The sequence below is a fragment of the Acinetobacter sp. ANC 4973 genome, assembly GCF_002135275.1.
Classification (GTDB): domain Bacteria; phylum Pseudomonadota; class Gammaproteobacteria; order Pseudomonadales; family Moraxellaceae; genus Acinetobacter; species Acinetobacter kyonggiensis.
In genome coordinates this window covers 161,011-180,162 of record NZ_NEGM01000006.1, presented here as the reverse complement: position 1 = coordinate 180,162, position 19,152 = coordinate 161,011, and the positions used below count along the sequence as shown (strand labels likewise).

At 36.8% G+C, this 19,152-nt stretch carries 20 protein-coding genes and 1 pseudogene; 11 read left to right on the top strand and 10 right to left on the bottom strand.

Annotated elements, in window-relative coordinates:
* Window positions 1-7 precede the first annotated feature (7 nt).
* Window positions 8-1,258 (bottom strand): exonuclease SbcCD subunit D C-terminal domain-containing protein, encoded by a 1,251-nt coding sequence (locus B9T30_RS10060; RefSeq protein ID WP_086184852.1) that lies wholly within the window; start codon window positions 1,256-1,258, stop codon window positions 8-10.
* A gap of 336 nt (window positions 1,259-1,594) precedes the next feature.
* Here B9T30_RS10060 and B9T30_RS10055 point away from each other — a divergent pair, with 336 nt between their 5' ends.
* Window positions 1,595-2,569: a GGDEF domain-containing protein gene (locus B9T30_RS10055; RefSeq protein ID WP_086184884.1), complete on the top strand. Its 975-nt coding sequence runs from the start codon at window positions 1,595-1,597 to the stop codon at window positions 2,567-2,569.
* Between the two features lie 144 nt (window positions 2,570-2,713).
* On the opposite strand, the gene B9T30_RS10050 is transcribed toward B9T30_RS10055, so the two are convergent.
* Complete coding sequence (locus B9T30_RS10050) at window positions 2,714-3,682, bottom strand: MBL fold metallo-hydrolase (protein ID WP_086184851.1); 969 nt, start codon at window positions 3,680-3,682, stop codon at window positions 2,714-2,716.
* Window positions 3,683-4,008: 326 nt separating this feature from the next.
* Between B9T30_RS10050 and B9T30_RS10045 the strand changes: the two genes are divergently transcribed.
* Window positions 4,009-5,052, top strand: a complete 1,044-nt coding sequence (locus B9T30_RS10045) for a hypothetical protein (RefSeq protein WP_086184850.1) — start codon at window positions 4,009-4,011, stop codon at window positions 5,050-5,052.
* Between the two features lie 50 nt (window positions 5,053-5,102).
* Here the strand turns inward: B9T30_RS10045 and metG are convergent, their stop codons facing one another.
* On the bottom strand, window positions 5,103-7,163 hold the full coding sequence (metG, locus tag B9T30_RS10040; RefSeq protein WP_086184849.1) for a methionine--tRNA ligase: 2,061 nt from the start codon (window positions 7,161-7,163) through the stop codon (window positions 5,103-5,105).
* A gap of 198 nt (window positions 7,164-7,361) precedes the next feature.
* Between metG and B9T30_RS16680 the strand changes: the two genes are divergently transcribed.
* The 4 genes from B9T30_RS16680 to B9T30_RS10020 all read left to right on the top strand — a co-directional run bounded on the left by B9T30_RS16680 (window position 7,362) and on the right by B9T30_RS10020 (window position 9,373).
* On the top strand, window positions 7,362-7,649 hold the full coding sequence (locus tag B9T30_RS16680) for a hypothetical protein (protein WP_227518963.1): 288 nt from the start codon (window positions 7,362-7,364) through the stop codon (window positions 7,647-7,649).
* Window positions 7,610-7,993, top strand: a complete 384-nt coding sequence (locus B9T30_RS16675) for a hypothetical protein (protein ID WP_227518962.1) — start codon at window positions 7,610-7,612, stop codon at window positions 7,991-7,993. The genes B9T30_RS16680 and B9T30_RS16675 overlap by 40 nt, the downstream gene beginning before the upstream one ends.
* 144 nt (window positions 7,994-8,137) lie before the next feature.
* A complete protein-coding gene (locus B9T30_RS10025; protein WP_086184846.1) occupies window positions 8,138-8,935 on the top strand; it encodes a hypothetical protein in 798 nt (265 codons plus the stop codon).
* 132 nt (window positions 8,936-9,067) lie between these two features.
* The gene (locus B9T30_RS10020) at window positions 9,068-9,373 is read left to right on the top strand and encodes a putative quinol monooxygenase (protein WP_086184845.1); all 306 of its coding nucleotides are present in this window, start codon (window positions 9,068-9,070) and stop codon (window positions 9,371-9,373) included.
* A 2-nt stretch (window positions 9,374-9,375) separates the two neighbouring features.
* Here B9T30_RS10020 and B9T30_RS10015 read toward each other — a convergent pair whose 3' ends face one another.
* Window positions 9,376-9,594, bottom strand: a complete 219-nt coding sequence (locus B9T30_RS10015; RefSeq protein WP_086184844.1) for a DUF6500 family protein — start codon at window positions 9,592-9,594, stop codon at window positions 9,376-9,378.
* Window positions 9,595-9,896: 302 nt separating this feature from the next.
* Entirely contained in the window at window positions 9,897-10,091 is a 195-nt protein-coding gene (locus B9T30_RS10010) for a hypothetical protein (RefSeq protein ID WP_086165614.1), read from the bottom strand.
* Between the two features lie 660 nt (window positions 10,092-10,751).
* Here B9T30_RS10010 and sbmA point away from each other — a divergent pair.
* The 3 genes from sbmA (at window position 10,752) to B9T30_RS09995 (ending at window position 14,514) form a co-directional block, all read left to right on the top strand.
* Window positions 10,752-11,948 carry a peptide antibiotic transporter SbmA gene (gene sbmA / locus B9T30_RS10005; RefSeq protein WP_086184843.1) on the top strand — a complete coding sequence of 399 codons (1,197 nt, stop codon included), beginning with the start codon at window positions 10,752-10,754 and terminating at the stop codon, window positions 11,946-11,948.
* A gap of 197 nt (window positions 11,949-12,145) precedes the next feature.
* Entirely contained in the window at window positions 12,146-13,219 is a 1,074-nt protein-coding gene (locus B9T30_RS10000; protein ID WP_086184842.1) for a DUF1176 domain-containing protein, read from the top strand.
* Window positions 13,220-13,545: 326 nt separating this feature from the next.
* On the top strand, window positions 13,546-14,514 hold the full coding sequence (locus tag B9T30_RS09995; protein WP_227518961.1) for a hypothetical protein: 969 nt from the start codon (window positions 13,546-13,548) through the stop codon (window positions 14,512-14,514).
* 148 nt (window positions 14,515-14,662) lie between these two features.
* On the opposite strand, the gene B9T30_RS09990 is transcribed toward B9T30_RS09995, so the two are convergent.
* Window positions 14,663-15,241, bottom strand: a complete 579-nt coding sequence (locus B9T30_RS09990) for a DJ-1/PfpI family protein (RefSeq protein ID WP_086184840.1) — start codon at window positions 15,239-15,241, stop codon at window positions 14,663-14,665.
* A gap of 676 nt (window positions 15,242-15,917) precedes the next feature.
* Between B9T30_RS09990 and B9T30_RS09985 the strand changes: the two genes are divergently transcribed.
* The gene (locus B9T30_RS09985; protein ID WP_086184883.1) at window positions 15,918-16,721 is read left to right on the top strand and encodes a hypothetical protein; all 804 of its coding nucleotides are present in this window, start codon (window positions 15,918-15,920) and stop codon (window positions 16,719-16,721) included.
* Between the two features lie 139 nt (window positions 16,722-16,860).
* Entirely contained in the window at window positions 16,861-17,382 is a 522-nt protein-coding gene (locus B9T30_RS09980) for a hypothetical protein (protein ID WP_086184839.1), read from the top strand.
* A gap of 156 nt (window positions 17,383-17,538) precedes the next feature.
* On the opposite strand, the gene B9T30_RS09975 is transcribed toward B9T30_RS09980, so the two are convergent.
* From B9T30_RS09975 to B9T30_RS09960, 4 genes and pseudogenes are all read right to left on the bottom strand, one after another.
* Complete coding sequence (locus tag B9T30_RS09975) at window positions 17,539-17,709, bottom strand: hypothetical protein (RefSeq protein WP_264754379.1); 171 nt, start codon at window positions 17,707-17,709, stop codon at window positions 17,539-17,541.
* A gap of 113 nt (window positions 17,710-17,822) precedes the next feature.
* Complete coding sequence (locus tag B9T30_RS09970; protein ID WP_086184838.1) at window positions 17,823-18,509, bottom strand: DUF2971 domain-containing protein; 687 nt, start codon at window positions 18,507-18,509, stop codon at window positions 17,823-17,825.
* Window positions 18,510-18,581: 72 nt separating this feature from the next.
* Window positions 18,582-18,685, bottom strand: a pseudogene (locus B9T30_RS16855) (hypothetical protein); the annotation flags it as partial.
* Window positions 18,678-18,992, bottom strand: a complete 315-nt coding sequence (locus tag B9T30_RS09960) for a hypothetical protein (protein ID WP_086184837.1) — start codon at window positions 18,990-18,992, stop codon at window positions 18,678-18,680. The pseudogene B9T30_RS16855 and the gene B9T30_RS09960, both read right to left, overlap by 8 nt.
* Window positions 18,993-19,152 lie beyond the last annotated feature (160 nt).

The following is a 19,152-nucleotide window of genomic DNA, read 5'->3' as shown; positions in this document are numbered from 1 at the left end:
CAGATCCTTAAATGCTGTTTTTATCTTCAAGTGAATGACGCGCTTCTTGAACCAAAGTCTGAAAATCTTTGGCTACCGCAGCATCTTGTGCATAGCCTTTTTTTTGCCAGATTTGCTCAAATAATTGTTCTGGCGTTGGTGGCTCGAGCTGAATTTTTGCAGCATGATTTTGCTGGTCATTATTTTTATACTGGCGTGAAATTTTAACCAGACGATAGCGTTCTTTAGGCAATACATCTTCAAACTGTTGTCTTAAATTAGGCTGTGGCGGGGTATCGGTATGATATTCAATATCGATATATTCACGTTGATCAATACTGTCTATTTTGCCACTTGCTAAGGCTTTGAGCTGGGCAAAGACCTCATTGAGTTCACCACGAATGCGGTGTAATTGAATACTGCGAGGGATGTGCAGTGCTTCAAACTGAAGCTGTGATTCATCTGGTTTTGCAGGGTCAATGATGACTTCAAGCACTTGGTGTTTATAATTAATTTCACTAAAAGACAAAGGAATGGGCGAGCCACTATAACGGATATGCGAGTGCTGAACTTTTTGCGGTTTATGTAAATGTCCTAGTGCCACGTAATCAATCACCTCATCAAACAGTGCGGTTGAAAGTGCTTCTTCATTGCCAATAATAATCGGGCGTTCAGAGTCAGATGTTTCACCGCCTTGCATGTGGGCATGCGACATTAAAATGAGGGCTTGATCATCTGTTTTACGTTTTTTCGCTTCGCTAATTAATTGTTGATGTAGGTAGCTAATGGCATTTTGACTATTGCTGGTGTGTTCATTAAAACCAGTAATTTCTGCACTACGTAAAAAGGGCAGGCTTAAGCACCAAGCAACAATTTTTTGATCTACATCATAAATTGGTTGCAGTAACCTCTCTATATCTAAGGTTTTGTCTTCATTCCAACGAATAACGCCCACGGTTTTGGCATTATATTTTTCCAGTAATGGTTCAACTTGTTCAATGCGATAACCAGAATCATGATTTCCTGCAATCATCAGGATTTGCATATGGGGGGCAAGCGCGTGAGCATCGGCTAAAAATTGGTATAGTTGTTTTTGGGCCGCAGATGCAGGATTGATGACATCAAAAATATCACCTGCAATGAGTAAGGCATTGGGTTGTTTTTGTTTAATTTGCTCAAGTAACCAAGTTAAAAACTGTTCATGTTCATACTGACGTGAGTGATTATAGAAGAACTGACCTAAATGCCAGTCTGATGTATGAAAAAAATGAACAGCCATGTTTTTTTGAAACCCATGAAAAATTGCCTCTATACTATAGGTAAATAAATGGCTGTAAAGCTAGCTCAATTGTGATTTATAACCTACATTATCAGTTGGAATTTAAAATTTTAGATGATAAATCAAGCTTCACTTTTAATATTTTAGATTAAAAAATATACTTAGAAGTAAGCTATAAAATTAACTGTGCTACAGGGAGTAATAAGTACGGATTGAGGTAAGGATGCCTTATGCTGATTAGGCTGAGGTACATATTCGAAATGTAAAATCAGTGTTGTGTATGCTGTAAAAGTGACTTATACAACTGTGCTGATTGAAATCAAAGTGAGTCAGTTTATGTCAAATAGTCCATTTAAAAATAATCAATTATATAATGAAGTCGTTTATAAAACGTTAATTGAGTCGACCCTTGCTATTCCGTGGAGTATTGACTGGGAAAGTAAACAGTTCAGTTATATTGGTCCACAAATTGAAAAATTGTTGGGTTGGCAACAAGCGTCTTGGAAAACAGTGCAAGATTGGGTCGATCGTATGCATGAATTAGACCGTGAAAAAACATTTAATCTGTGTGTTGCACAATCGCTTGCTGGTATTGACCATGAAGCGGATTATCGCGCTTTAAAAGCAGATGGATCATATATTTGGATTCGAGATGTAGTTCATGTGATCCGTACAGAAAATGGCGAAGTGGATTCTTTAGTGGGGTTTATGTTTGATATTTCGGAACGTAAAAAACAAGAAGAGCAATTAGAAATATTACAGCGTCAGTTGGAAGAGTTTTCTTATAAAGATGGTTTGACGGGCATTGCGAATCGCCGTTTATTTGATGAATTTTTTGCACGTGAATGGCAAAGCGCCATGCGGTTGCAAAAGCCGCTGTCAGTCCTCTTAATTGATCTTGATTATTTTAAACAATATAACGATGGACATGGTCATATTAACGGTGATCAGTGTTTGCGTGAGATTGCTCAATTATGGTCGAATTGCTGTAGTCGTCCACGTGATTTGGTTTCACGTTTTGGTGGCGAAGAATTTGCGGTTGTGTTACCAGAAACCAATGCTGAAGCGGCTATTCAAGTTGCTGAAAACTTAATGCAGGCTTTAAAAAATGCCAAATTACCGCATTGTACATCCACAATTTCAGAATTTGTCACCTGTAGTATGGGTGTGAAAACCATTATCCCAACGGAACAGTGCGATCAAATGAGCTTCTTAGAGCAGGTCGATCAGAATTTATATCAGGCTAAACAACAAGGGCGCAATTGCTATCAAGCGGACTATGTTGATACTTTTGAGAATTTAAAAGAATAATCTACTTTTTTGCCCCATAACCACACTCGCCGAGGGATGGTTATGGGGTATTTAAAGGATAAAAATATTGCGATTTAATTTTAAATAATGCTGTGCCGATCTAAAACAATTTTTAAACTCATATAATATTGTATGAGTCTTAGACTAATCTTTGAAATGCACAGGAATCCATTGATAACGCTTACCATCTGCTGAATAAATATGTCCAATCGCAGGGAAAGGCAGGTGTGGAGCTGCAATAGTTTGCCCGCCTTTTGCATATTCAGCGAATTGTTTTAAACGTGTTTCAACTGCTTTTTTCGGGTCGATATCATAATCAATAGCTGTTTCAGGTTTGTCGAATTGCACGGTATGTGAATGCACAATATCGCCAATAAATACGACTGTTTCATCCTTAGTTTTTAGCTCATAGCTAAAATGCCCCGGAGTATGCCCCGCGGTATTAATCACTTTAAAGCCCTTAACTTGATCACCCAATTTGTAGGTTTTGAAGCGGTTTTTGGCTTGATAGGGCGCAATGGCTTGTTTAATTTTTTCAACAGTTCCTAAGTAGCCTGCTTGTTTTTCTTTCGGGAGTTGGTCGAGTTTTTTCGGGTTTAGCCAATAGTTCGTTTCATCGTTCGATACATAAACCGTTGCATTGGGAAAGTTCGCCACACCATTTTGGCTAATACCACACACATGGTCTGGGTGTAGATGTGTCAGTAAAATGGTATCGACTTGTTCCGGTTGATAGCCAGATGCTTTTAAGTTGCTCAACACTGAACCTAAATGTGAGCCAAAACAACTCGCAGCGCCACTATCCACCAAAACTAGTGAATGACCTGTATTCACGAGGAAGGCATTTACAGAGGTTTGTACGCCTTTGGCTTGGTCGGCAGCGTATTTCTTTAAAATTTCATGTACTTCTTTTTCTGGAATATTTTGAAATAGCTTAGGTGACATAAAATTTGTGCCGTCTAGCAGGGCAGTGATTTGTACATCACCCGCTTGGTATTGGTAATAGCCTGAAACCTGTTTTTGTTGTGGAATTGGAACAGGAGGTGAAACAGCAAAGGCTGAAATACTGATGAGGCTGGAGGAAAATAATGCGGAAGCAAGTAATTTATTCATTTATAAAGTTTCACGAATTTGTTGAATTATCTATTTTTTAGCATGTGGGGTGATTTTTTTCATCTAGTTTTTGGTGGGCGTAAATGAATGTGTCTGTGGAAAATATGATTATTTGAAAATTTACTTTTGACTGGCTCCACTAGATTTTAATATTTGAAACCTCTCCCTAGCCTTCTCGTAAAAGGAGAGAGAATATTACTGATTTTATATTTATCTCAAATGGAAGTTCCTTCTCCCTCTGGGAGAAGGTTAGGATGAGGGCAGTATTGTTTTTCTATTACAATTAGAGTTAATTTGGATAGAGATTAAAATTTGAGTGTTATGTAATGAGTGAAAAACAAGAATATTCGGGAAAACCCTTAGCTTATCTAGATCAAAATATTTTAGATGGGTTTTTAAATTGCCAGAATCATGATTCAGATTTTATTGAAGGTTTTATGCAGCATGTTCAAGTTGTTTATTCTGATAGTACATTTCAAGAAATCCATAGATCAGGTTTAAAGGAACAATATTATTCTGATAACTTTTTAGAGTTGTTAGAAAACTTAAATGCTTTGTATATAAAACCAATACTTGACGGAAATTTTAAATTCACAGGTCAAATGAGGCTAACCTGTGGTTCTGTGTTTAGTTATTACGAAGAATATATTAATGAGATCACTAAATATGACCAATTTTTAGCACCTCTCCAAAAGAATGTTTTTGCAGTTTACGGTGGTGTGAAAAATTATGATGAAATGGCACGTGAGCAGATCAAAGCACAGTATAAATTATTAAATTTTTTAGAACATCAAATAATTGCATTGAAAAATGAGAGTATTAACTATTCATTAGCAGATTTGTTTATTAGACAAAAAGAAAATGAACTCAATCAAATGAAAGTTAAGATGCCTGAGTTTGAGGCAGTTGTCAGGAACAATGTGGAACACATAAAACAAGCTAACAGTGAAACTGACGCACACTTAGCATACAGAAATGAACTTAAAATTAATATTGATCAAATAAATAAGATTGAACAGCCAAATATTCTATTAAAAATTTGGAATAAACTTCAAGAAGATAATGAATCACTGAGAGATAAAGAACTCAATGATTTCTTACAGATAAATAACTGTGTACACAAGTTTGAAAAAATACATGCGATATATACCAATCTGAATATCATAGGATTTAGACCTGAGAAAAAAGTTAAAAATGAAAAGAAATTTGTAAGTGCTCAAACAGATATTTCACATGTAGCTTATGCAAGTTATTGTGATTATTTTATTACTAATGATGAAAGACTCTTTGATAAGAGTGAAGTAATCTATGAGCATTTAGAAATAAGTACTCAGGTTATAAATATTCCTAGATTTCTGAATCAGTCTTAAAAGAAAAAGCCCCTACAACGTAGAGGCTTTTTCAATCTCAGACCGAAATCTTAAGACACTTTATCACCCGGTTTAGCACCAGACTCAGCTGAAATCACCCAAACACCTTCGCCATTGCCCGCAGCGAGCACCATACCGTTTGAAATACCAAAACGCATTTTACGTGGCGCAAGGTTAGAGACCATGACCACCAATTTGCCTTTAAGGTCTTCAGGTGCATAGAACTCACGAATACCACTAAATACATTGCGTGGCTCAGCTTCACCGACATTTAAAGTCAATTGAAGCAATTTGTCAGAGCTTTCAACGTGAGCCGCATCTAAAACTTCAGCAACACGGAGGTCAACCTTCATAAAGTCTTCAATGCCAATAATCTCTGCTTCGCCGACTTTAGGCTCAACTTTGGCAGGGGTAGCTTTCTTCTCTTTTTTCTTTTCAACTTTTACAGGTTCAGCCGCAGCCGCTAAAGAGTCTTTAGATGCATCGACCATTGCCGCAACCGCTTTCGGGTCTACACGCTGCATTAACGGTTGGAACAATGCAATTTCATGATTCACTAGAACCGTTTTACCTGAAGCAAAATCAAAGTTTTCCAGTTTTAAGAAGTCTTGCACTTGCACTGCCAAAGTTGGCAGCACAGGGGACAAGTAAACGGCCAATTGACGGAACAAGTTAATCCCGACAGAACACACGTCATGAACTTGTTGTTCTTGACCTTCTTGCTTTGCAAGTGCCCAAGGTTTTTTCTCATCAATATACTGATTGGCTTTATCCGCAAGTGCCATAATTTCACGAATTGCAGCAGAGAATTCACGTGCTTCATAGGCTTGCGCAATAGAATCACCCGCATCAATAAAGCTTTGCACCAATTCTGGTTCTGCGCACGTTGCAGACAATTTATTATCAAAACTTGTATTAATGAACTTCGCACAACGGCTGGCAATGTTGACCACTTTACCGACCAAGTCTGAATTCACTTTTTGCACGAAATCATCTAAGTTTAGGTCAGAATCTTCGACTTTATCAGACAGTTTAGAGGCAAAGTAATAACGTAAATATTCAGGATTTAAATGTTCTAAATAAGTTTCTGCTTTAATAAATGTGCCACGTGATTTTGACATTTTTTGACCGTTTACAGTCAAGAAACCATTTACAAATAAGCCTGATGGCGTGCGATAGTTTGCACCTTCAAGCATTGCAGGCCAGAACAGCGCGTGGAAATAAACGATGTCTTTACCAATGAAGTGATAGACCTCATTTTGAGAATCTTTTTTCCAATAGTCGTTAAAGTCTAAATCTGGACGTTTGGTTTTAATGTAGTTTTCAAAACTCGACATATAACCAATTGGTGCATCGACCCAAACATAGAAATATTTGTTTGGCGCATCTGGAATTTCAAAACCAAAATACGGTGCATCACGGGAAATATCCCAATCGTTCAAGCCATTTTCAAACCATTCATCCAGTTTGTTGGCAATTGAAACAGGCAAACGACCTTCATCACGTGTCCATTTTTGTAGATATTCAGCAAAATTTGGCAGTTTAAAGAAGTAATGATCAGACGATTTTTCAACAGGCGTTGCACCGCTTAAGGTTGAACGCGGGTCTAATAGTTCAGTTGCATTATAGGTTGTACCGCAAACTTCACAGGCATCGCCGTATTGATCTTCTGCTTTACATTTCGGGCATGTGCCTTTAATGAAACGATCTGATAGGAACATGCCTTTTTCAGGATCAAAAAGCTGATTTACAGGACGAATTGCAATGTTGCCTGCTTCACGGTTTTTAATATAAATCTCTTCCGAGCGTACTTTGTTTTCTTCGCTATTGGTCGAGTCATAATGGTCAAAATGTACGCCAAAACCATCAAAATCACGGATATGTTCTTTTTGAACATTGGCAATTTGTGCTTCTGGTGTAATGCCATTGGCTTCAGCACGCAACATAATTGCTGTACCGTGAGCATCATCCGCACATACATAAGTCACGTTATGTCCCATTGCACGCATGGCACGAACCCAAATATCAGCTTGGATATAACCGAGTAAGTGACCCATATGGATGGGACCATTGGCGTAAGGAAGGGCATTGGTGACTAAAATATTTCGCACGGATATAACTCTCTCGTTCGTCGTTATGCAAAGCGTTGCAAGGTCAATGATTTTACCTGAGTTAATAGCAAGATGCACAAAGGAATAGGTGAAATGTTTTCAAAAGGTGCTTGAGCCAGTATGAACTGATCCGTCTGATTGAGTATTTATAGCCAATTTGAGTAAGATACTGAAAAAGAAAAATCAATAGGAAATACTTTGTCTAAAAAAAGCATGAAACAGTTTGCTGATCTTTCTAATAAAATTTTAGCTGGAGTTTTAAAGCTGGTCGGTTATACGTTTATATTGATGTTGGTTGTGATCATTAGCTTATATCTTGCATTTTTGATTTGGCTTGGAAATATGAGAGATAAGACAAATGCAGAAAGAATTGTCACGAGCCAACAGCATGATTATCAAGCTTTTCCACATTTAGCCGAATCCATATTTTTTATCAGCGGATGCATGTGGGTGATAGTGGCAATTGGGTTGTGGTTTATCCTTTAGACGAACTAACTAAAAAAGAATTTTTACTTCAATATCGAAATCACGAAAATAAACAACAAAGCAATCAGATTGAATGTATTCAACCGACCATTAAAAAACGCTGGAAAAGTTGGCATTCGAATATTCATTATGTACAGCCTGCTGAATGGCTAAAAGATCATAATGATTACAAAGCCCATGATTCTTTTATTGTTTCTGGTTCAGAAAAGCATATTAAGATTGTAGAGCAGGCATGTTCACAACAGAACTTTTTCAGGTTGAGCGCTACAAAAGAAAATGCTCATGATTATTGGGCGATTGCTGAAAAGGAAAAACTCCTGTTTAGTGTGTATCAAATCGATTGAATTCTCTGTTGAAAATAAGCTGAGTGTATTGTTGAGGTTTAAATCTTCAAGAGTAGAAGTCGTTAAACCCTATTTTTTTATATATTGCAGGCTCAATAACAGGGATAATGTTGAGCTAAAGTGATGCTACAGAGTTAGATATAAATGATTGATGACGATTTTGAAGATTTTGAACAACAAGAAGTGACCCGAATTCCGCAACATGAAAAGGGCAAACAACTCGGACAAAGCATTTTAAAAGATGCCGATCAATATCTACAATCGATGTCTGCCGCTGAACATAAACACCTCATTCAAATGCTAAAAGTACTTGCAGCCAATGAACCTTATTTTAATATTTTGGCGAATCAGTTAGATCAGCCTGTTGACAGTAAAGTTGCCAATGATGCGTTGAATTTAGTGCATATTTGGACGTTGATTAATCAACATGAAAACGATGTCGATTTTAATATTCTTGATGTCATTCACACGGACTATTTCCAAGCTGAATTGCTTGAAGCTTTTGATGCACTTGAAATTGGTGAAAATAAAGCTCAACGTCGTTTGGTGATTGAAGAAGCTTTTAAACTGTATAAGATGCAATGCTTTGCAGGTTGTATTCCAGTTTTATATGCACAATTGGAAGGTTTGTTGACCGATGTCCTGATTGCCAAAGGTTATTTAAAACAGAACCATACCAAGTTTATAGATGTTTATAAAATTGTTCCCGGTTTAAAGGGACATGAAATAAAGAGTTTATGGCATAAGTCGAAAATTGCCTGCGAGTTGAATGTTTATTTTGCTGAATTAGACGCTTATAAAATGGATAGTAGTTCAACCGTGACCATGACCCGTCATAATATTGTACATGGGACAGATGTTGCCCATTTTACCCAGGAACGTAGTTTTATGCTGTTTATTTGGTTGTTCTCGGTGGTGAGTTTTATGGGTACAGTGAGATAATAAAGTGGTCGGGCAAGAGTGAACTTGATTTGTACTTCACTTAATTTGAGTTTTCTAAGCACAGACTTTTAATATTTATGTTTTATGCTATTTGTAGTGTGATTGATAGCATTATAAAGTTGGATCAGTAATATGCTTAAACTTCTCGCAGAAGATTTTATTCAAGTCGATAAAATTGATTTAGTTTTGCCTTTGTATCAAGAGTTGGTGGTAAAGACCAAATTGGAACAAGGTTGTATCGCTTACGACCTTTATCATGATCTGCGAGATCAAGGACATTTTGTCTTTGTCGAGGAGTGGGTTGACCGTGCTGCTTTAGATGCACATGTCCAATCTGAACACTTTCAGCGCCTTGTTGCGCAAATTGATCAATATCAACGAAAACAGGCTGTTTTTACTCATATGCAAAGTTTTGAACAGCTGCTTAAAAAAGCATAAGCTTACTTTTCTGTTTCAATCAGTTGCTTGATCTTGATTGCTTTTTCAAAATGATCGAGTTGATGCGTTTTAATCCACCATTCAGCCGCTTGCATTAGAAGTTCAGGATTGTCATTTTTGTTGGCGAAAAAAGCATAAAAAGACAGTCCGACATTACTGCCTTTTTTTGCAATTTTTTCATTGCAGACTTGAATGATTTTGTCGCGTAGCTGCGGTTGCATTAATGGGCTCACAGACTAAATTCTTAATTCATTTCTTGATTTTGCATTTTTAAGACGCAAGAAAGCATAATCCAAGTGATGTGCAGTTAAAAACTGGGTTATTTAAAGGCCTAATGCTAAAAAGTTTAACACTTGAACAATCATGCCCAATCTCTAGCGCCGTTGAAATCATCATTTTGGAAAAGTGTTTAAATTATGGTCATAAATTGCATCATTGTATGACTTCAACTTAAAGTTGGGGGAAATTGCACTCAAATTGAAATCATACAATATCGCTTTAACTTGATACAATTTAATTAAATTTATAGCTCACGCCATATTTTATTTTTGTCATTTAAAGAAACAGTAAAATTAAAATTTGAATCATCACAGACCAATAAACCTTTAGGTGTGTGCATCAGTACTTTTAAAATAGTACCTTCTTCAAAAATTAAAGGATGACAATTTTCTTTTTTTAGCGTGATTGGTTTTAATAATTCAATAATGATTTTTTCCATATCGCTTCCCCAGCAGTGGCCAGAATGTGTTGCAATAATAACATGATTTGCTGTTTGTTTAACCAATTTTACCAAGATTGAGATATAGATCAAAAAAATTAGCATAAGTTTTGGCAATCAATATGCAGCTTATAGCATGATGTTATTGCATGACGTGACCCTAAATAATTTTGATTTTGAGCCTTTTTAAGATGCTTAAATTTGAATATTATTCGATTATTTTTTTAAGATCTTTTTAATTAAAGGCGAATAGTATAGTAACAAACGACTAGAGATCGTCTATTTGGATTTGAAATGTAAATTAAATTTCAGAAAAAGGATAGTCAAATTTATGTTTTTTAAGTTTGTGATGATTTTTTGCTGTGCCGCATCAGTATATTTTTTGGATGCGATCAATCACATTTTTTATTGCAGAAGATATTGATATGCTGAGTGCTAGAGGCAGCCAACAATCTGTGAGTTAAAAGATAGCTTTTGTTGCTTGATGTGGCGCTAGATTAAAAATATTACACGCGAAAAACATTTCACAAACAGTGAATAAGTTGCTACAAAGATGAAAAGACTAGAATAATAGCCGATATCGCCATTTGTCTTAAAGCCTGTTAGGTTTTGAGTGATGGGCGAAGTTGCCAATGAAAAATAAAGGAATCCCCAAACAGAATGTTTAAATCTTTTTTTCCGAATCCGAAATGGTTCTTTTTGTCGTTGCTGCTGTGGTTTGTCATTAATATCAGTTTATGGTATTCCGGTGGCAGTGCTTGGGGCACATTTTTAGGCTTTGCATCAGGCTATAACGATGCTGAATTGCCGATTGGTGTAAGTCGTTTTTGGGCACCTTCATTTTTATGGTTTTATCTGTGGTTCTTTGTCTCTACTGTAATTTTTGCTTTGTTCTGGCGGTTTAAATCGAGTAATCCATGGCAAGGGTGGTCTGTTTGGGGATCGGCTTTTATTTTGTTTAATATTTGGTTTTCAGTACAAGTCAATGTTGTGGTTAATGCTTGGTATAGCCCATTTTATGACTTAATTCAGAAGATGCTGGGTAGTGGCGGTGGTAATGTCAATTTACTTTATAGTGAAACAATGACGTTTCTATATGTGGCTATGGTTTATGTCACCATTGCCGTATTTAACCTATTCTTTGTCAGTCATTATATCTTTCGTTGGCGTACAGCCATGAATGACTATTACACCGCACATTGGGAGCAATTACGGCATATTGAAGGGGCATCGCAGCGTATTCAGGAAGATACCATGCGCTTTGCCAAAACCACTGAAAGTTTAGGGGTCAGTTTGATCCAAGCCGTAATGACTTTAATGGCCTTTTTACCGGTGCTATTACAGTTGTCTTCGCATGTGAAACAATTACCTGTGATTGGTGAGATTCCGTATGCTTTGGTTTGGGCAGCCATTAGTTGGGCTGTACTGGGTACGGTTATATTGATGTTGGTCGGTTATAAATTACCCGGCTTAGAATTCAATAACCAAAAAGTGGAAGCTGCATATCGTAAAGAGTTGGTATATGGGGAAGATTATGCTGATCGAGCTGATCCACTGACTTTAAAAGAGCTGTTTAGTAAAGTTCGTTTTAATTATTTCCGTTTATATTTCCATTATGCCTATTTTAATATGGTGCGTATTTGGTATATGCAATTGGACAATCTGTACGGTTTATTTGTGTTATTTCCCAGTATTGCCGCAGGGGCCATTACACTCGGTCTAATGATGCAAATTCTAAATGTATTTGGCAATGTACGTCAGTCATTCCAATATTTAATTGAGTCATGGCCAACGATTATTGAATTGCTTTCAATTTATAAGCGTTTAAGAGCATTTGAATCGACTTTAGATCATTAAGTTTCAAGTATAAAAAGCCCTGAAAAAATGAATGCCAGTCAGTTTGGAAGTTGATTGGCATTTTTTAATTCTAAAAGATAAGTGCATAAAATAGTGCAGGAAGTTGTAGTATTTAGGCCTTATTTTAAGTCATTAAATGACATTTAAAAGGGTGATATTCTCGCTATAATGAATTAAAAAATGAGGATAAGAACAATATGAAAGCTTTTCAGCATCTCTTTGTTTTAGTTTGTTTTACTGTAACCAGTTCTGTGGGTTATGCCAAAGCCATTCAATGCATGTCTTTTGCTCATCAAGATTGGGAAATCTATTGTAGTAATACAGGGACTTGTCGGGCAGCAGGGTATCAGGATGAGCGTATAGAAAATATGCCAGCATCGCTATTAATCATCCGTAAAACGGGCGAAAAACAGGCTGTTCAGATGAGATTTGCATTATCGGAATATGATCAGGCCCTAGATAAAAAAAACCTTAAAAATATTCACTTTTATGTCAATGCAAAAGACTTTGGTGCTGTCACTGTCGATGGTTCAGAATCACCGTTATTGGGCGTACTGAATACAGCACAAGTCAATGGACTATTACAACAAACACAGAAGAGTGTGAATATTGTGTTTAAGAATGCCCATTACTCATGGAAAATCTCAGATGCAGGAATGACCGCTACTTTATTAAAAATGGATGATTTTCAAAAACGTGTTGGTACTGTTGGGGCTTTAGTCAAAAAGGGCACAGCCGATGAATCGAAGGTTTTGGTTGCACAGCCAAAGCTGATGCTGAAGAAAATTAAAACCACATCTAAGCCTTATTTAGTCCTTAAACCAGATACCAAACCCTACAAAGCCTTATATACAACTTTGATGGCAGCACAACCTAAATTGCAAGATGGTCATGGCTTTTGTGAAGGTATTTATACGGAAAATGGTGTGCAATCGCAAAAAATAGAGCTCTATAAACTCAGCAATCAAAAAGTTTTAGCAACCACGTTATGTTGGCGCGGCGCATATAACGAAGGTTTTGGCGCGTGGGTCATAGATGGTTCTTTAAAGGGTAAAGCGACCTTTGTGACTGAATCTGCCTCAGATTTTGCCGAGGGTGAGATCAGTAGCTCACAAAAAGGTCGTGGCATTGGTGATTGTTGGTCGATGAGTGAATGGATTTGGGATGGCAAAACTTTCGTTCAGAGCATAGATCGTTGGTCGGGCATGTGTAAAGGAGTGGCGGCTGGTGGGGTTTGGAATTTAGATTTGATTGAAAGTGTGGTGAGGTAATGGGTTAAATATTTATTTTTGAATCATGTCGAGATCCATTCATCATAAAGAGAATAGAGCTGAATTTGCTCATAACAGAAAATGACAAATGGCGTAAGGGATTATTTACCCTTAACCAATGATGAAAGATTAAAAAGGGGGAATGAAGTGTTATCTGGTTATTATTTTAACTTTAAAACCTTTTGAAGTTGGCAATTTATAGTCTATTTTGAGTGAAAAGTAAAAACCAGATTAAGTTAAATTGATAATAAAATCAAAGTTTTGTGTTTGTTATTTTTTGTCTTTTCCTATATTTTCTTTTATACAGCATAATTGGGCATTGATACGTGAATTTCAGAACATTAATCTTGATGGGGGGAGTTGGCATCGCTTTACATGGCTGTACCAGCATGGACAGTTTAAGCTCAGATTCAGTTAAAAATTTTACTTCACCTCAGGAATTAATTGCTCAAAAAAATATTAATCATGCAAATGGTCAAGCAAAGGAATATGTTTATGATTGGGGGGCGAAGCAAAGCAATAATGAAGCACAATCCTTATATCCAAGAAAGTATTTAACCCATTATTGCTCCGCAAAAGGGGGCAAGTTTGCACTTTTGTACAAAAGTAGCATGTCTTTAGTTAAGGATGCATCAGCGAAAAAACGCTTATCTAGCAATAGTCATGTTAAACAAGGAATTGGTGCATATAAGTGTGTGCAAAGTAATGGGCAAAGCTGGATCGTTTCAATTGAACCCACGGCTGAACGTAAGTTCACGGATGGCAGCGAAACGCGTGTGGTTAGCTTACAAAGTAAGGTAATGACGGTTCAAGAAAGTCAGAAATTTTATAAAAATATATCAACCGATGCTGTGGTTAAAAAGAGCGCTGTAAATAATCAGACCGTGAAAACCACAACCAGCAAAGCGGCTATTGCGAAAGAAAGCGAAATTAAAAAAGAAGACAAGCCTGTGGTTGAATCACCTGTTAAACCAGTCGAGAAGGCGGTTGATACACCTCAACAGCAGCAGCTTAAAGCTTTTGTTGCTGCGCGTCGTGATTTGAATAAAGGGCAAAACCAATTGAATGCCTGTAATAATGCGCAGCGTGCGTATAATTTTGGCAAATTACCCAATGCCAATGGTACAAATGTTTATGCGGAGTCGGGGATGTTGGTTGCACGTTGTTTTACCAGTGTGCCGAGTTATAGTAGTCGTTTTTCCAACTCAAAGGCTCAAGCTAAAAATATTTTGCAGAACTTAGCGAATAATCATAATCATGCTGGGGCGAAGCACATGCTGAAACAGTTGAAATAACTTTATCTGTGGGGTAATTCTTGAATAGTGGGCTTATTGATACGATTTAATGTAGCTGCTATTTGGGTCTCATTTAGTTAAGGCTCATTCCACTGCATTGTAGTGGAATGAGCAAAGCATATTTTATTTGACTGTTTTTTGACCCGTATTAAAGGGTAATGGTCGCACCTAATGCTTTAACAAACTGTGCTAACCAAGCAGGGTGAGCCGGCCAAGCAGGGGCAGTGATCAGATGCCCATCCGTTACCGCTTCAGTCACTGCGATGTCTGCATACTGACCGCCTGCAAGTTTAACTTCCGCAGCACAGGCAGGGTAAGCCGAGCATAAACGACCTTTCAGTACATCAGCGGCAGCAAGAAGTTGCGCACCATGACAGACAGAAGCAATGGGTTTTTGTGCTGCATCAAATTCACGCACAATTTCAATGACGCGTGCATTCATGCGTAAGTATTCTGGGGCACGTCCACCCGGAATGACCAGTCCGACATAGTCCTGAGTATGGACAGCACTGAAGTCATAATTAATGGCAAAATTATGCCCACGTTTTTCACTATAGGTTTGTTCCCCTTCAAAGTCATGAATGGCAGTCGCAATACTGTCACCTGCTTTTTTGTCTGGGCAAACGGCATGTACGCTATAACCTAAACCTGTGAGGAACTGAAAAGGCACCATGGTTTCGTAGTCTTCGGCATAGTCACCAACCAGCATTAAGATTTGTTTTGACATATTTCCCTCTTTCTTTTCTTAGATATGATTTATATAAGGTTTTGTTTCACCATAGCAGAATAAGATGGCTGTTTTAAGTAGGGTATTGTTTTCTTTAGTCGTAGGATTGATGAGGTCTAAAGTCTTTCTTTGAAAAGGTCATACTCTTTGGATATGTAATTTCACGACAGAGTCCTCCCGATAGTCATTCAATGTTAGGAGTTCGTTGGTTACTTTGGGGAAAATCCAAAGTAACCAACGATTTTTTGTCATCCGCAGAACTCGTCAAATACCATCTCTTATTAAGTTGTTCGCAGAAACTTTATTAAATAATGAAGTCAGGCTTCGAACAACTGCGAATGACGTTGTCATGTGATTTGATAAAGTAGTTTATTAGAATATTTTGACTTGTGCAGGATTCGCTTTACCCTTAGATTTTCATTATTTGGCCTAAAGAGTTGTTAATTCTGTTTCTTCTATCCTATTACTAGTCGTTTCATTCATAGATTGTGAATTTTCAATAAGCTTAATAAATTTAATACTTTCCGATATATCATCCGCTTTTTTAAGACTTAGATTAGCATTTGAAGTGCAACACCATATTCTTTGATCCAAACGCATATAACGAAATGCGCTTAAAACATTTAAACTGCTTTATTACTTGAAAATAAATAGATGAAATAAAGAAATGAAACCAATGAAAAATATACTTTTTGCTTGCTGTTTCACTGCGCTGAGTTCTGTGGCCTTGGCTGCACCTTTAGATATTTTGGCGTTTAAAAAAGCACAGTTCAGTCAACAGGAGCAGAACCAATTATGCGCACAAGTGAAAGAGCTTTGTCAGCATCGTGATCAATGGCGTAGCCTAAAAACCGCAGATCAGCATTTATGGTTGTTATCTGATGGAGATATTGTTCAGTTTAGCGCATCTACAACGGGGCTTAAATTATCGAAACAATGGCATATCGATATTTCCAGTCAAGAAGATGGGACATCGACTAGGAAATTTGTCTTTCCCAAGCTCTTTCCTATGACACAAAACCGTTATGCCATTGCAGTGATTGATACTTTTTCTGAAATGTATTCGGGTGGTGGAGCTGGGGTCGAACGTGCGAGTTTTTATGAATTAAAGGACTCAAGCAATACGCATCCATTTATTAAAAACTATCCATTTATTAAAAACTATCCATTTATTAAAAACTATCCATTTATTAAAAACTATCCGTTTAGTTTGAATCGAATGATTCGTGCTTGTTTTTCCGAACAAGATTATGAAAGCTCACAAGGCAATTGCCATGATGAAGATGCTTTAAGTTTAGATATTCGTCCCATTAAGCCGATGCTGTGGCAATTCCGCTACCGTTATCATTTGAGTGTATCCCCAGCATCGGATTCAGGCGAGAAATCATATCAAGGCAGCCGAAACCTGAATATTGATTTAAATAAAGCACCTAAACAACCGAATATTCCTGAAACATGGAATTATGCGGGCATGGAATAAAGAGCAGAAAACGGATTTAAGCGCTGCACATTTTACTAAAGCTTGAATCATTTTGATGTGCACAATTTACAAAGTCATAACTGGGGATAGCATTGGCGCTGTGGTACAAAGAAACAGATGATTATTTGGAAATCAGTTTATGTCACGTCTTTATACTTCTGCCCGTCGTAAATTTTCTTCTTTCAGCCGTTCTGTGTTGATGGCAGTGGCTTTGTTCGGTACGACACAAATTACGATGGCTGCACCTGCACAAACAGTCGATCAACTCAGTGCTTGTTTAGTGAAAGCCACGACTGCAACGGATAAAACTGCGGTGTTGCAATGGACGTTTGCAGCACTATCGACCCATCCTGACTTAAAAAGTTTTAGCAATGTGACAGATGTACAAAAAGAACAACTCGATAAAAACTTGGCTCAAGTATTACAGCGTATTTTAGTTGAACAATGTTCTGTGCAGACTAAAGCGGTGATTCAGGCGGAAGGTTTACAGGCGGTCGGTGATAGCTTTCAAGAGTTAGGCAGTATTACAGGTGAAGAAATTATTAAAAACCCTGAAGTAAAGCAGCAATTAAAAGGTGTGGTGCGTTATTTGGATTTGAACAAATTAGTGATGACGTTTTTAACACCTGATGTTTGGAATAAGTTGGGTGTGATTCGTTAGTTTAAATCCTCTCCCTAGCCCTCTCCTTTCTTGCGCTTCGTTTTAAAGCAGTGCTTTAAAACTTGCTCAGGAGAAGGGACACCACGTATCAAATAAATCACATGACAGAGTCTCCCTTTTCTAACGGTGAGAAGCGAAGCTTCGCAAGGAGAGGGATTACAATAAATCTGGATAAAACTTCTCATAATCTGGATTCGGTTCAGGGGTGACTTTAAGTTTCCCTTTCGATCCTGTGACATAGCTATTAATTTCTTTAGATGGCTGTTCATGCCAACCAATATTAAATGCACACAGTTTTGGGAAAAATTGTAGATGGCTGTAGTTCAAATTGTTATGAATCCAATAAAGAAAGACTTTGAAAGCTGAATGCGTCCCAGGTCTTCAAGTTTGGCGATAGAGGATACTTTTTTGATGGTCATAAGAATATTTTTAATATTAGTCTATTGAATTAAATAGAGGTTTGATTTAGTTATTGGAATATCAGTAAGTTCAAACTTTTCTAAAATAGATTGAATGATCGATAATATTAAGGGCGATGCATAGGGTGAAATATGAATATGTTTAATTAGTTTGGATATATCTATTTTCAAATTAATCCCTTTTTTATGCACCCATGACATATTAGGTTGCAGGGGTTCATTTTCTACCGGAATATGCCAATATATGGCACGATATTCCTGTTCATGTATAAAAGATTTTCTTTTATAAGCTAGAATATGATGCACATTCAAACTACCTGTTTTTTGAGAACATAGTTTAAGTATAGAATCTGTATTATAGTCAATATATTCAACTTTTTGGACTTCGATTCGAGGCGGTAATAATTCGCTTAAGGTCTTTAAATCAGTTTCAATAGCTACAGAATCATCTATGACCCCATACAGTTTCCACATAGCAGCAGATTCATAGTCATTTTGATGCCAACAATTTATAAAAATTGAATTTCTTTGACATATCATTGCTAGGTCAGAGTTTGTATTTAAAATTTCTTCATCTTTTTTAGTGAGAAGACCTTCATATATATCTTCGTAGTTATCTGCTCTATTTAAATATAATTCACTATTTATTATTAAAGTTAGAAACTTGGTCAAATCCATGTAACGCCACAGTTTTGGATTATCTAACATCTTTTTTCCTATAAAAAAAACCGCATTTAGCGAGATTTTTTATAGCATAAAATCAATTAATTAGCGAATAAATCAACCAATAAATTTCTTCATCAATTCATTCACTTGCGCAGGGTTGGCTTTACCCTTAGACACTTTCATCACTTGATCACCAGACCATTTAGAGTTTTAGTCTTTTACTTTCCATGAGTATTTAATAGGATTACTTGCCCCACGCTTTCTAAATTTCTCAGGAATTTTTTTGCCTAAATATTTTTCTTGAAAATTATTTGGTGCAGGCTCACCAATAAATCCAAACCTCTTTTCTCTTAAAGATGGAGTATAGATTTCTTCGCCTAGGAGTCTAAAGTTAGGAAAATTTTCTTCAGTTGCAGGTAACCACTGATTAGCAATGAAAATACCTCTAATAGTTCCTTGAGATACTGCAAAGATTAGATCTGCTTTTTCTGCTTCTTCTAATTTAATTTTCCAAGCAAAACGCACAGCATCATAAATACTACGTTCATCTACTGTTTTATTAATTGAAATTAAAATCGTTGGTTCATCTATTTCTACAACTTCTTGATCTTACATTTCTTTTATTATCATAGTTGTGACTCATTTAAAATTATATATTAGAAAAAGCCCCGATAAATCGAGGCTT